This is a genomic window from Pseudomonas sp. NPDC089554 (assembly GCF_050280645.1).
GTDB lineage: Bacteria > Pseudomonadota > Gammaproteobacteria > Pseudomonadales > Pseudomonadaceae > Aquipseudomonas.
In genome coordinates this window covers 1-12567 of sequence record NZ_JBNNVR010000122.1, presented here as the reverse complement: position 1 = coordinate 12567, position 12567 = coordinate 1, and the positions used below count along the sequence as shown (strand labels likewise).

10 protein-coding genes, 4 tRNA genes and 1 pseudogene are annotated in these 12567 nt (G+C 62.6%); 2 read left to right on the top strand and 13 right to left on the bottom strand.

What is annotated here, in order from left to right; genetic code table 11:
• Nucleotides 1-91: 91 nt before the first annotated feature.
• The 4 genes and pseudogenes from ACQKPE_RS24105 to leuC form a co-directional block, all read right to left on the bottom strand.
• Nucleotides 92-652 (bottom strand): annotated as a pseudogene (locus tag ACQKPE_RS24105) (aspartate-semialdehyde dehydrogenase); the annotation flags it as partial.
• A gap of 64 nt (nucleotides 653-716) precedes the next feature.
• Nucleotides 717-1799, bottom strand: coding sequence for a 3-isopropylmalate dehydrogenase (gene leuB, locus ACQKPE_RS24100; RefSeq protein WP_427669181.1), 1083 nt, complete (start codon nucleotides 1797-1799; stop codon nucleotides 717-719).
• 107 nt (nucleotides 1800-1906) lie between these two features.
• Nucleotides 1907-2551 carry a 3-isopropylmalate dehydratase small subunit gene (gene leuD / locus ACQKPE_RS24095; protein WP_427669180.1) on the bottom strand — a complete coding sequence of 215 codons (645 nt, stop codon included), beginning with the start codon at nucleotides 2549-2551 and terminating at the stop codon, nucleotides 1907-1909.
• Nucleotides 2548-3981: a 3-isopropylmalate dehydratase large subunit gene (gene leuC / locus ACQKPE_RS24090; RefSeq protein WP_427669179.1), complete on the bottom strand. Its 1434-nt coding sequence runs from the start codon at nucleotides 3979-3981 to the stop codon at nucleotides 2548-2550. Before leuC ends, leuD begins: the two co-directional genes overlap by 4 nt.
• Nucleotides 3982-4112: 131 nt before the next feature.
• Here leuC and ACQKPE_RS24085 point away from each other — a divergent pair, with 131 nt between their 5' ends.
• Together ACQKPE_RS24085 and ACQKPE_RS24080 are read left to right on the top strand one after the other, a co-directional pair.
• Nucleotides 4113-4991 carry a LysR family transcriptional regulator gene (locus tag ACQKPE_RS24085; RefSeq protein WP_427669178.1) on the top strand — a complete coding sequence of 293 codons (879 nt, stop codon included), beginning with the start codon at nucleotides 4113-4115 and terminating at the stop codon, nucleotides 4989-4991.
• Between the two features lie 61 nt (nucleotides 4992-5052).
• Nucleotides 5053-8352 (top strand): PAS domain S-box protein, encoded by a 3300-nt coding sequence (locus ACQKPE_RS24080; RefSeq protein ID WP_427669177.1) that lies wholly within the window; start codon nucleotides 5053-5055, stop codon nucleotides 8350-8352.
• 48 nt (nucleotides 8353-8400) lie between these two features.
• Here ACQKPE_RS24080 and ACQKPE_RS24075 read toward each other — a convergent pair whose 3' ends face one another.
• The 9 genes from ACQKPE_RS24075 to ACQKPE_RS24035 all read right to left on the bottom strand — a co-directional run bounded on the left by ACQKPE_RS24075 (nucleotide 8401) and on the right by ACQKPE_RS24035 (nucleotide 12511).
• Nucleotides 8401-8847: an Hsp20 family protein gene (locus ACQKPE_RS24075; RefSeq protein WP_427669176.1), complete on the bottom strand. Its 447-nt coding sequence runs from the start codon at nucleotides 8845-8847 to the stop codon at nucleotides 8401-8403.
• Nucleotides 8848-8984: 137 nt separating this feature from the next.
• On the bottom strand, nucleotides 8985-9953 hold the full coding sequence (locus tag ACQKPE_RS24070) for a tRNA dihydrouridine synthase (RefSeq protein WP_427669175.1): 969 nt from the start codon (nucleotides 9951-9953) through the stop codon (nucleotides 8985-8987).
• A 51-nt stretch (nucleotides 9954-10004) separates the two neighbouring features.
• A complete protein-coding gene (locus tag ACQKPE_RS24065) occupies nucleotides 10005-10439 on the bottom strand; it encodes an acyl-CoA thioesterase (protein WP_427669174.1) in 435 nt (144 codons plus the stop codon).
• A gap of 43 nt (nucleotides 10440-10482) precedes the next feature.
• Nucleotides 10483-11316: an alpha/beta fold hydrolase gene (locus ACQKPE_RS24060; protein WP_427669173.1), complete on the bottom strand. Its 834-nt coding sequence runs from the start codon at nucleotides 11314-11316 to the stop codon at nucleotides 10483-10485.
• Nucleotides 11317-11341: 25 nt separating this feature from the next.
• On the bottom strand, nucleotides 11342-11887 hold the full coding sequence (locus ACQKPE_RS24055) for a TetR/AcrR family transcriptional regulator (protein ID WP_427669172.1): 546 nt from the start codon (nucleotides 11885-11887) through the stop codon (nucleotides 11342-11344).
• Between the two features lie 169 nt (nucleotides 11888-12056).
• Nucleotides 12057-12132 (bottom strand) — tRNA-Glu (locus ACQKPE_RS24050).
• A gap of 41 nt (nucleotides 12133-12173) precedes the next feature.
• Nucleotides 12174-12249: transfer RNA gene (locus ACQKPE_RS24045), tRNA-Ala, on the bottom strand.
• A gap of 68 nt (nucleotides 12250-12317) precedes the next feature.
• Nucleotides 12318-12393 (bottom strand) — tRNA-Glu (locus ACQKPE_RS24040).
• Nucleotides 12394-12435: 42 nt separating this feature from the next.
• Nucleotides 12436-12511, bottom strand: a tRNA-Ala gene (locus ACQKPE_RS24035).
• Nucleotides 12512-12567 lie beyond the last annotated feature (56 nt).

The window sequence follows — 12567 nt, the reverse complement described above, 5'->3', positions numbered from 1 at the left end:
GCGGCATTACTCCGCGCATGCAGCGCCTGACCGTGGTCGGTATCTTCAAGGTCGGCGCAGAGCTGGACGGTTCCCAGGCCTATATCCATATGGCCACCGCAGCATTGATACCGCCCATCTGCTTGATCAGCTCGCGCATGTTCTGCGCGCCGGCACCAGAGGCTGCCTGGTAGGTCATGGCGCTCATCCACTCGACCAAACCTGCCTCGAACAGGCCGCCCAGGCCCATCAGCATCAGGCTGACGGTGCAGTTGCCACCGATGTAGTTCTTGGTACCGGCATCCAGCTGCTGGTCGATGACCTTGCGGTTGACCGGGTCGAGGACGATGACCGCGTCATCCTGCATACGCAGGGACGAAGCGGCGTCGATCCAGTAGCCTTGCCAGCCGGCTTCGCGCAGCTTGGGGAAGACCTCGTTGGTGTAGTCGCCGCCCTGGCAGGTCAGGATCACGTCGAGGGTCTTGAGCTCTTCGATCGAATAAGCGTCCTTGAGCGGAGCAATATCCTTGCCCACGCTCGGGCCTTGGCCACCGACATTGGAGGTGGTGAAGAACACCGGCTCGATAAGGTCGAAGTCCTGCTCTTCCAGCATCCGCTGCATGAGCACGGAACCGACCATACCGCGCCAACCGATCAGACCTACACGTTTCATCGCAACTACACCTTTGCTAAAAAGTGGGCCGCCACCGCAGGAAAGCGGCGACGGGCCAGAGAGATTACAGATTCCGCAGCGCTGCGACTACTGCGTCGCCCATTTCCTGCGTGCCTACCTTGCTGCAGCCGGCCGACCAGATGTCACCGGTACGCAGGCCCTGGTCCAGCACCAGGCTGACGGCCTTCTCGATGGCGTCGGCGGCAGCCTGCTGGTTGAAGCTGTAGCGCAGCATCATCGACACCGAGAGAATGGTCGCCAGCGGGTTGGCCACGCCTTGGCCTGCGATATCCGGCGCCGAACCGTGGCATGGCTCATACATGCCCTTGTTGTCGGCATCCAGCGAGGCCGAGGGGAGCATGCCGATGGAACCGGTCAGCATGGAAGCTTCATCCGACAGGATGTCACCGAACATGTTGTCGGTGACCACCACGTCGAACTGCTTGGGCGCTCGCACCAGTTGCATGGCGGCGTTGTCGACGTACATGTGGCTGAGCTCGACGTCCGGGTAGTCCTTGGCGACCTCTTCGACCACTTCACGCCACAGCTGGCTGGAGGCCAGGACGTTGGCTTTGTCCACCGAGCACAGCTTCTTGCCGCGCACACGGGCCATGTCGAAGCCGACACGGGCGATGCGACGCACTTCGCTTTCGCTGTATGGCAGGGTGTCGTAAGCCTGGCGCTCACCCCCTTCGAGTTCGCGCTGGCCGCGCGGCGCACCGAAGTAGATACCACCGGTCAGCTCGCGGACGATGAGGATATCCAGGCCGGCGACGATCTCGGGCTTGAGCGAAGAAGCATCGGCCAGTTGCGGATAGAGGATCGCCGGACGCAGGTTGGCGAACAGGCCCAGTTGCGAGCGGATCTTCAGCAGGCCGCGTTCCGGGCGGATGTCACGCTCGATCTTGTCCCATTTCGGCCCGCCGACCGCGCCCAACAGCACGGCATCGGCCTTGCGCGCACGCTCCAGGGTTTCGTCGGCCAATGGCACGCCGTGCTTGTCGATGGCCGCGCCACCGATCACGTCATGCTCCAGGGCAAAGCCAAGCTGGAACTTGTCGTTGGCCAGCTCCAGAACCTTGACCGCCTCGGCCATGATTTCCGGGCCGATGCCATCACCTGGGAGAATCAGAATCTGCTTGCTCATGCTTTCCTCGTATCCACTCAAGCGGCGCGCCTCGTCAGCTCGCCGAAAAAACCAGCCGGGCATCGTAGCTCACTATCGTGCTGCGATACCCGGCAAAGCGCGACGGCTCATGCGTCGCGGAACAACCACGGCTGGCTGGCGCGATGCGAGCCCTCGAAGATTTTGATCGCCTCGCTGTCCTGCAGGGTCAGGCCGATATCGTCCAGGCCGTTGATCAGGCAGTGCTTGCGGAAGGCATCGATCTCGAAGTGCAGCACCTTGCCGTCTGGACGGGTCACGGCCTGCGCCTGCAGGTCGATGACCAGCTGGTAACCAGGGTTGGCTTCGACCTGCTTGAACAGCTCATCGACTTCTTCGTCGCTGAGGATGATCGGCAACAAGCCGTTCTTGAAGCTGTTGTTGAAGAAGATATCGGCGAAGCTCGGCGCGATAACGCTACGGAAACCGTACTCATCCAATGCCCACGGGGCATGTTCGCGGCTGGAGCCACAGCCGAAATTCTCACGTGCCAGCAGTACGCTGGCACCTTGGTAGCGTGCGTGGTTGAGCACGAACTCGGTGTTCAGAGGCCGCTTGCTGTTGTCTTGGTACGGCTGGCCGACATCCAGGTAACGCCACTCGTCGAACAGGTTCGGGCCGAAACCGGTGCGCTTGATCGACTTGAGGAATTGCTTGGGGATGATCTGGTCGGTGTCGACGTTGGCGCGATCCAGTGGCGCGACCAGGCCGGTGTGCTGGGTAAAGGCTTTCATGCTGCGCTCCCTTGGATCAACTCGCGGACATCGATGAAGTGGCCAGTCACCGCAGCAGCGGCGGCCATGGCCGGGCTGACCAGGTGAGTACGCCCACCGGCGCCCTGACGCCCTTCGAAGTTGCGGTTGGAGGTGGAGGCGCAGTGCTCGCCGCTTTCCAGGCGATCAGGGTTCATCGCCAGGCACATCGAGCAGCCTGGCTCACGCCATTCGAAGCCGGCTTCGACGAAGATCTTGTCCAACCCTTCGCGCTCGGCCTGCGCCTTGACCAGGCCAGAACCCGGAACCACCAGCGCCTGCTTGACGTTCGCCGCGACCTTGCGGCCCTTGGCTATCTCGGCGGCGGCACGCAGGTCTTCGATGCGTGAGTTGGTGCACGAGCCGATGAACACGCGGTCCAGCTTGATGTCGGTGATCGCCTGGTTGGCGGTCAGGCCCATGTACCTGAGCGCGCGCTCGATCGAGCCACGCTTGATGAGGTCGGCCTCGGCGGCCGGGTCCGGCACACGCTGGTCGACGGCCAGGACCATTTCCGGGGAGGTACCCCAGCTGACCTGGGGCTTGATTTGCGCAGCGTCCAGCTCAACCACGGTGTCGAACACCGCATCGTCATCAGAGACCAAGCCCTTCCAGGCCTCGATCGCCAACGGCCAGTGCGCGCCCTTGGGCGAGTAGGGACGGCCTTCGACATAGTTGAGGGTGGTAGCGTCTACCGCCACCAGGCCCACGCGGGCACCTGCCTCGATCGACATGTTGCAGATGGTCATGCGGCCTTCCATGGAAAGGTCGCGAATGGCGCTACCGGCGAATTCCATGGCATGGCCATTGCCACCGGCGGTACCGATCTTGCCGATAACCGCGAGGACGATGTCCTTGGCCGTCACGCCGGCAGGCAACTGGCCTTCCACGCGCACCAGCATGTTCTTCATCTTCTTGGCCACCAGGCACTGGGTGGCGAGCACATGCTCGACCTCGGAGGTGCCAATGCCGTGGGCCAAGGCACCGAAGGCGCCGTGGGTGGAGGTGTGCGAGTCACCGCAGACCACGGTCATGCCTGGCAAGGTCGCGCCCTGCTCGGGACTGATGACGTGGACGATGCCCTGGCGCTCGTCGTTCATCTTGAATTCGACGATGCCGTATTCGTCACAGTTCTCGTCGAGGGTTTGTACTTGCAGGCGCGAAACCTGGTCGGCGATGGCCTCGATACCGCCCTTGCGCTCTGGCGTGGTCGGCACGTTGTGGTCGGGCGTGGCGATGTTGGTATCGATACGCCATGGCTTGCGGTTGGCCAGGCGCAGGCCTTCGAAGGCCTGTGGCGAGGTCACTTCGTGGATGATGTGACGGTCGATGTAGATCAAGGAAGAGCCGTCGTCGCGGCGCTTGACCTCATGGGCATCCCAGAGTTTGTCGTAGAGCGTTTTGCCAGCCATCAGACTGTTCCTCATCAGCGTCTTTCTATGCCAATAACCCCTTGGCTTGTACGGGCGATGCTAGGGGGTTAGATTGAATAACTCAAATTCATAATTTTTATGCTTTGGATAACCAATAGGAATTCATAGTCATGGACCTGGCCAACCTCAGCGCGTTTATCGCCATTGCCGAAACCGGCAGCTTCTCTGGCGCGGGCGAACGCCTTCACCTGACCCAGCCGGCCATCAGCAAACGCATTGCCGGCCTGGAACAACAACTGGAGGTTCGCCTGTTCGACCGCCTGGGCCGCGAGGTGACGCTGACCGAGGCCGGCCGCGCCCTGCTGCCACGCGCCTACCAGATCCTCAATGTGCTAGAGGATACCCGACGCGCACTGACCAATTTAACGGGGGAAGTGACCGGTCGGCTGACCCTAGCCACCAGCCACCATATCGGCCTGCATCGCCTGCCCCCGCTATTACGGGCGTTCACCCGCCAGTACCCGGCAGTAGCACTGGATATTCAGTTCCTCGATTCGGAAGCGGCCTACGACGAAATTCTCCATGGCCGCGCGGAAATTGCCGTAATTACCCTGGCCCCGGAGCCCCATCACCTGGTCCGAGCAATGCCGGTGTGGGATGACGCGCTGGATTTCGTGGCTGCACCGGAGCACCCACTGGCCCGCAATGGCGATATCAGCCTCGCTGACGTTGCCCGCCACCCAGCGGTGTTCCCCGGCGGCAACACCTTTACCCACCATATCGTGCAGCGTCTGTTCGAGAGCCAGGGGCTGACGCCGAACATCGCCATGAGCACCAACTACCTGGAGACCATCAAGATGATGGTTTCCATTGGCCTGGCGTGGAGTGTGCTGCCACGTACTATGCTCGATGAACAGGTTTCACCCATCGTTTTACCCGGCATACAGCTGTCGCGCCAGCTAGGCTACATTTTGCATACGGAACGAACGCTATCGAACGCGGCAAGGGCCTTCATGGCATTGCTCGACAGCCACGCAGGGTCCGCCTGACCGGTCGTCAGCACGGCATTTCAACTCCAAGGACGCGTCATCCGCCAAAGGTCTGGTACCGATGCCCAAATCAGCAAACCGCTTTCCGCGCCTGCCGCGTATTCCTGCGGTCGATCCCCAGGAGTCGGAACAGGCCTGGCAAAACGCCCCGCAATTGCTGGCCGCACTCAATGGCGCGCGCCTGGGCGCCTGGCTGTGGGACATCGAGACCGGCCGGGTCAGCTGGTCACGCGGTACCCAGGCGCTGTTCGGCTTCGACCCGCTACGCCCGCTGCCCGCCGATGTCGACTACCTAGACCTGCTGCCAGAGGAGGACCGCGCACGTACGCGCCAAGCGTTCCAGGCCGTGGTCAGTGGCGAGCCGGTAGAGCAGGCCATGCGCCACCGCATTCGCTGGCCAGACGGCAGCCTGCACTGGCTGGAAATCAACGGCAGCCTGACCCACGACCCAAACGGTCGCCCGCAGATGATCGGGGTGATTCGTGAGATCACTCGCCAGCGCGAACGGGAAACCGCACTGGTCAACTCAGAGAAGCGCTTCGCCACCCTCTTCCACCTGAGCCCTAACGCCATTTTGCTGACCCGCCGCAACGACGGCCTGATCTTCGAGGTCAACCAGCACTTCGAGGACATGTTCGGCTGGCCTGGCACCCATGTGGTGGGCAAGACCAGCATGGAGCTGGGCCTGTGGGTCCATCCTGAACAACGCCGCCAGGTGCTGGAGGCCACCACCACCGCCAACAGTGGCCCGCTGATCATGGAAGTGCAGTTCCGCGCCAGCAGCGGCAAGGTGCACGATGGCATCCTGTGCACCCAGGGCATCGAGCTCGAAGGCATCACCTACCTGATCAGCACCTTCGTCGACACCACCGAACGCAAGCGTGCCGAGCAAGCCCTCAAGGACAGCCAGGAGCGCCTGGACCTGGCCCTGGACTCGGCCCAGCTGGGTACCTGGGACTGGCATATCCCCAGTGGCATGCTCTATGGCTCGGCCCGTGCCGCGCAGTTGCATGGCCTGGACCCCGTGCCCTTCCATGAGTCCTTCGAGGCCTTCTTCGAAGGCGTGCCGGAGCAGGAGCGCAGTGCCATGCGCCAGGCCTATCGCAGCCTGCGCGAAGGCCCGGCGGGCAACTACCAGATCACCTACCGCATCCAGCTGGACAACGGCGCCTCGCGCTTTATCGAAAGCCGGGCCCGGCTGTACCGCGACGAACAGGGCAACCCGCTGCGCATGGCCGGCACGCTGCTGGACATCACCGACCAGGTCGAGCGCGAACAACGCCTGAGCGCTTCGGAAGAAAAGTTCGCCAGCCTGTTCCTGGTCAGCCCCGACCCAATTTGTGTCACCCGCCAGGACAACGGCCAGTTCATCGAGGTGAACCCGGCCTTCACCCAGACCTTCGGCTGGGACGCCGACCAGGTGATCGGCCGCACCGCCGAGCAGCTCGGGCTGTGGGCCGAGTCCTCGGAGCGGGCACTGCGCATCGAGCGGGTGATTCGCGAACAGGCCCTGAGCAACGTCGCGGTAGTGGTCAACCATCGCAACGGCACCCCCTTGACCTGCGTGATTTCCAGTCGCCTCATCAGCGTCGACAACCAGCCTTGCAGTGTCACCACCCTGCGCGATATCACCCAGCAGCAACGCGCCGAGGCGGCGCTCAAGGCCAGCGAAGAGAAGTTCGCCAAGGCCTTCCACTCCAGCCCCGACGCCATCACCATCACCGAGCGCGAGAATGGCCGCTACCTGGAGGTCAACGACGGTTTCTGTCGGCTGACCGGGTATACCGCCAGCGATGTCATCGGGCGTACTGTCCTTGAGGTCGGTATCTGGGCCGACGACAAGCAGCGCAGCGCATTGCTCACCGAGCTCAGGGAACGTGGCCGGGTTCATCATCGGGAAATGCTCGGGCGCAACAAGCGTGGCGATATTCTCACCGTGGAAGTGTCGGTGGAGCCGATAAGCCTCAACGAAACCGACTGCCTGCTGCTGACCGCCCGTGACGTCAGCCTGCTGAAGAACGCCCAGGCGCAGATCCGCCACCTGGCCTACCACGACCCGCTGACCAACCTGCCCAACCGCGCCTTGCTGATGGACCGCCTGAGCCAGCAGATCGCCCTGCTCAAGCGCCACAACCTGCGCGGCGCGCTGCTGTTCCTCGACCTGGACCACTTCAAGCACATCAACGACTCGCTCGGCCACCCGGTCGGCGACACCGTGCTGAAGATCATCACCGCACGCCTGGAAGCCAGCGTACGCCTGGAGGACACCGTGGCACGCCTGGGCGGCGACGAGTTCGTGGTGTTGCTCAGCGGCCTGGAAGGCAGCCGCGACGAGGTCGAGGGCAAGGTCCGCGAACTGGCCGACACCCTGCGTGAGCTGCTGGCCGAACCCATGTCGCTGGATGGCCAGCGCCTGCAAGTGACCCCGAGCATTGGCGTCGCGTTGATCCCCGACCACGGCGCCACCCCGGCCGACCTGCTCAAGCGCGCCGATATCGCCCTGTACCGGGCCAAGGACTCGGGGCGCAACACCACGCAACTGTTCCACACCACCATGCAAAAGGCCGCCAGCGAACGCCTGCGCATGGAGAACGACCTGCGCCTGGCCCTGGCCCGTGGCGAGCTGGCCCTGCACTTCCAACCCCAGGTTGACGCGCGTGACAACCGGATCGTCGGTGCCGAGGTGCTGCTACGCTGGCACCACCCGCAACTGGGCCAGCAGCCACCGGCGCAGTTCATTCAGGTGCTGGAGGAAAGCGGTCTTATTCTCGAGGTCGGTAGCTGGATACTCGATGAAGCCTGCGATGCATGCGCCCGCATGCTCGAGGACAGGTTGATCGACGCCAACGATTTCAGCCTTTGCGTAAATATCAGCCCACGCCAGTTCCGCCAGAATGATTTTGTCGAGCGGGTGCTGCGCAGCCTGGACGACTACCGCCTGCCCCGGCACATGCTGAAGCTGGAGATCACCGAAGGCATCGTCATCCAGAACCTCGAAGACACCATCAGCAAGATGCGTGAGCTCAAACGCTATGGCGTGAGCTTTGCCATGGACGACTTCGGCACAGGCTATTCGTCGCTCACCTACCTCAAGCGCTTGCCGGTGGATGCGCTGAAGATCGACCAGACCTTCGTGCGCGACGCACCAATCGACCCTAACGACGCCGAGATCGTTCGCGCCATCGTCGCCATGGCCCGTAGCCTGGAGCTGGCGGTGATCGCCGAGGGCGTCGAGCTGACCGAGCAACTGGAGTTTCTCGAGCGCCTGGGCTGCCATCTGTACCAGGGTTACCTGCACAGTCGGCCACTTCCCCTGCCAGAGTTCCGACAGATGTTGCTGGAGACTCCGGCGGACTACTGAAATGCAAAAAGGGCACCCGAAGGTGCCCTTTTTCATTGCCGCCAATGCTTAGCTCAACGCGGGTTTTTCCCCGTTGATCGGGATGCGCTTGGCCTTGGCTTCCTCCGGCACGACCCGCAGCAGGTCGATGCTCAGCAGGCCGTTGGCCAGGCCCGCACCCTTGACCTCGATATGGTCGGCCAGGCGGAACGACAGCTTGAACGCGCGCTGGGCAATGCCTTGGTGCAGGAAGGTGACGCTGCCTGCTGCGCCGTTTTCGCGCTTGCCGCCCGTTACCGTCAGGACGCCCTTCTCCACTTGGAGGTCAAGGTCCTGCTCTTGGAAACCGGCTGCGGCAACCACGATGCGATATTGATCTTCGCCATGTTTCTCGACGTTGTAGGGCGGGTAGCTGCTACCGGCCTCGTTACGCGCCGCAGACTCGAACAGGTCATTGAAACGATCGAAGCCTACGGAATGGCGGAACAGTGGTGCGAGAGAGAAAGCGGTGGTCATGTTCATTAACTCCTGAGATTCAGCAAGTAGGTCATTACGCGACCCGACTTCGGCATCGCGTACTCAAGAGATAAGGCTGGGGAAAACGCTTTCAAGGGGTATGGCGAAATTTTTCGGTTGGTGTCGCAGCCAACACGTCAGGCAACGCACGGCTCAGGCTGCGCCATCACACCCAGCAGCTCGCTGATTCGCTGGCAATCGTCCACCCGCCGCAGTTCGGCGAACAACACCACGGCTTCGGGGTAACTGCGGGTCAACATCGCCAACCATTGCTTCATCCGCCCTGGTGCGTAGCGTGGCGACAACTTTGCCTGGGCCTGGCGCCAGAACTCGCGCAACAAGGGCAGCAACTGCGCCCAGCTCATCGGCTGGTAATCGCGCCCCTCGCGCGCTGCGGCGATCTGCAAGGCCAGGTCCGGGCGCGATACCAGCCCGCGCCCCAACATGATGTCTTGCGCACCACTGACTTCGCGGCAACGCCGCCAGTCGTCCACAGTCCAGATCTCGCCGTTGGCGAACACTGGCACCCGCACCACGTCCTGTACTCGCGCCACCCACTCCCAATGGGCCGGCGGTTTGTAACCGTCAGCCTTGGTACGCGCGTGCACCACCAGGTGTTCAGCACCACCCTCTGCCAATGCCGTGGCGCACGCCAAGGCACCGTCCGGGCTGTCGAAACCCAGGCGCATCTTGGCAGTGACGGGAATGTGAGCCGGCACCGCGCGGCGCACTTCGCGCACGATCGCATGCAGCAGTTCCGGTTCCTTGAGCAGTACAGCTCCACCCCGCGACTTGTTTACCGTCTTGGCCGGGCAACCGAAGTTCAGGTCGATGACCGGCGCGCCGAGCTCGCAAGCCAGCACGGCGTTTTCCGCCAGGCACACCGGGTCCGAGCCCAGCAATTGCACACGCATGGGCACCCCGGCAGCCGTGCGCGCGCCCTGGCGCAGTTCAGGCGCCAGCTTGTCGAACTGTGCAGGCGGCAGCAGGCGGTCGCAGACTCGGATGAACTCGGTGACGCACCAATCGATGCCGCCTACCCGGGTCAAGACGTCGCGCAGGATGTTGTCGACCAGCCCCTCCATGGGGGCCAGGGCAATTTGCATGTGAGGGTCTCAGCGGAAAAAGGCGGCAGTCTAGCAAAAAAACCGGCGCCCTCAGGTACCGATCAGCGCCGGGCCATAGCCATCGAGGAACTCAGCGGGCATACGCTTGGGCTTGCCGCTGGACAGCTCGATGCAGGCGAAGGTGGTTTGCGCGCGCAGCAGGGTCACGCCATCACGCGGGCGCTTGAGCTGGAAGCGTCGGGTCATGCGCAGGCGCTGGTCCCAATCGACGATCCAGGTCGCCAGTTGCAGTTCGTCTTCTTCGTAGGCAGCGGCAAGGTAGTCGATTTCATGGCGCACCACGGCCATTGCCCGGTCCAGACGCCGGTACTCGGCCAGGTCCAGGCCCAGGCGCTGTGAGTGACGCCAGGCGCAGCGCTCCAACCAGGTCACGTAGACCGCGTTGTTGGCATGGCCGAGGCCGTCGATGTCGTCGGTGCCGACGCGAAGGTCGATGATGAATGGCGCTGCCAGGTCCCAGCTCATGCCCGCTCCCGTTGTCTGTGAACGGGCAGAGTGTAACGGATGCTCAGGCGCTTTGCCGTGCCGGTTGCGCCGCGCGCTGCAGCAACTCGAGCACCGCATGGCCCAACCGTGGGTCAGCCAACACCCGTTGGTGACCACCTTCTGCCAGTTGCAACAAACGACTGTCGAACCAGGCCTTGTGGATCAGTTGCGCTTCGCTGGCAGGCACCACGTTATCGTCTGCCGCATGCACGACCAACCCCGGCAGCTCCAACTGATAGCCGTTGACATCCAGACGCGCCACCTGCACTCCAACATCGCGCTCAACCTGGCGAATGAACGCTGCACGCGCTCGCGCCGGCAGGCCCAGGCGGCGAGCAAAACCTCGCAGCACGCCCAGCAACTGCGCGGGTGCGGCGATGCTCACCGCCGCCTCTGCACGCAGGCCCCATTGCAATGCCAACATCATACTGGCGCCGCCCATGGAGTGACCGATCACCGCACGCAACGGCGGTAATTCGGCTGCCGCCTCCAGCAGAGCGCGCGCGAACAGCGCTACATGCGCCTGCTGCCCAGGGGATCGCCCATGTGCCGGCCCCTCCAGGGAAACCACGGTGTGTCCGGCTTGCACCAGCGTTTCGATCAAGGCAGCAAACTGCGTGGGCCGCCCCTCCCAACCATGCATCAGCAATACCGTTGGCCCCTGCCCCCAGCGCAGGGCAGACAACCCGAAACGCAAAGTGATGCGCTCGGCCTTGGCCAGCAATGGCAGCTCCCAGGGCTTGGGCGGCAACGTACGCGGTGTCATGAACGCCCGGCGCATACGGCCGGCGACATGTTCAGGGGCCAGGTGGCCAAGAGTGCCATTGACGCCGCGAATCCAACTCAGGGTAGTCATCGCCTTGCTCCAGGGTTCAGGTTACTCAGATAACCGCCGATTTGGCGGCACGCAGGATGCGATCGGATAGCTCACAGTTGCCGAGGGCACGGGCCAGCGCCAGGCCGCCGATCATCAGGGCAAGGTCGGCGAAGGCCTTGTCGATGTCCTCTGGGCGGTCGACCATTTGCGCGGTCATCAGCTCGATGTGTTCAGCCAGCACTTGGCGAAACACCTCAGGCAGACGTTGGATCTCGTTCAGGGCGTTGGGGATCGGGCAGGCATGCTCCTGGATGTCACGATCTCGATGCTTGCGCGAGAGGTAGAACGCCGCCACCAAGGCACGGCGCTCTTCTCCATCGAGGCTTGAGTCGATTGCGGACAGCCTGGCTCGGCGTTCGGCGAGCAACTGGCGAAACGCCTCCAGCATCAGCTCTTCCTTGCTGTCGAAATGCGCATAGAAACCGCCCACCGTCAGCCCAGCAGCGGCCATTACCTGGCCCACACTCGGATCAACAGGGCCCTGCTCGATCAACGCATCACGCGCCGCCTCAAGGATGCGCTCGCGGGTCTTGGTTTTCTTATCGCTCATGGGGCCACCTTGAATATTATAAGCATAATATTATTATAATAATATTTTTGCGCAAGCAGAAATTGCAACCGCTGGTCGCTCGCGGACGAAATCAAGAGGGCAGAAAAAACAAAAGGCCCATTCAATAAGCGAATGAGCCTTTTCAAGTCCTGCAAAACGCAGGTAAAAGTGGCGTCCCCTAGGGGACTCGAACCCCTGTTACCGCCGTGAAAGGGCGGTGTCCTAGGCCACTAGACGAAGGGGACGTAACCTTCGTGCGGGTTCGTATTCACGATACCCTGGCGATTGGTGGAGCTAAGCGGGATCGAACCGCTGACCTCCTGCATGCCATGCAGGCGCTCTCCCAGCTGAGCTATAGCCCCGAGACAAAACAAAAAGCTCATCCAATATTCGAATGAGCCTTTCAAACCCTGCAAGACGCAGGAAAAAGTGGCGTCCCCTAGGGGACTCGAACCCCTGTTACCGCCGTGAAAGGGCGGTGTCCTAGGCCACTAGACGAAGGGGACGTAACCTTCGTGCCGATTCGCATTCACGAACCGCGGCAAAATTGGTGGAGCTAAGCGGGATCGAACCGCTGACCTCCTGCATGCCATGCAGGCGCTCTCCCAGCTGAGCTATAGCCCCGGATTTCTAGCCTCTCGGCCCAGCGACATTCTGAAACATCGCTTGTGCAAAACTGG

Excerpts from the sequence above, each read along its gene's own strand:
- leuB (WP_427669181.1), bottom strand. The coding sequence starts at position 1,799 with ATGAGCAAGCAGATTCTGATTCTCCCAGGTGATGGCATCGGCCCGGAA.
- ACQKPE_RS24065 (WP_427669174.1), bottom strand. The coding sequence starts at position 10,439 with ATGAGCTGGGACCTGGCAGCGCCATTCATCATCGACCTTCGCGTCGGC.
- ACQKPE_RS24055 (WP_427669172.1), bottom strand. The coding sequence starts at position 11,887 with ATGAGCGATAAGAAAACCAAGACCCGCGAGCGCATCCTTGAGGCGGCG.
- leuD (WP_427669180.1), bottom strand. The coding sequence starts at position 2,551 with ATGAAAGCCTTTACCCAGCACACCGGCCTGGTCGCGCCACTGGATCGC.
- ACQKPE_RS24070 (WP_427669175.1), bottom strand. The coding sequence starts at position 9,953 with ATGCAAATTGCCCTGGCCCCCATGGAGGGGCTGGTCGACAACATCCTG.
- ACQKPE_RS24075 (WP_427669176.1), bottom strand. The coding sequence starts at position 8,847 with ATGACCACCGCTTTCTCTCTCGCACCACTGTTCCGCCATTCCGTAGGC.
- ACQKPE_RS24060 (WP_427669173.1), bottom strand. The coding sequence starts at position 11,316 with ATGACTACCCTGAGTTGGATTCGCGGCGTCAATGGCACTCTTGGCCAC.
- ACQKPE_RS24080 (WP_427669177.1), top strand. The coding sequence starts at position 5,053 with ATGCCCAAATCAGCAAACCGCTTTCCGCGCCTGCCGCGTATTCCTGCG.
- leuC (WP_427669179.1), bottom strand. The coding sequence starts at position 3,981 with ATGGCTGGCAAAACGCTCTACGACAAACTCTGGGATGCCCATGAGGTC.
- ACQKPE_RS24085 (WP_427669178.1), top strand. The coding sequence starts at position 4,113 with ATGGACCTGGCCAACCTCAGCGCGTTTATCGCCATTGCCGAAACCGGC.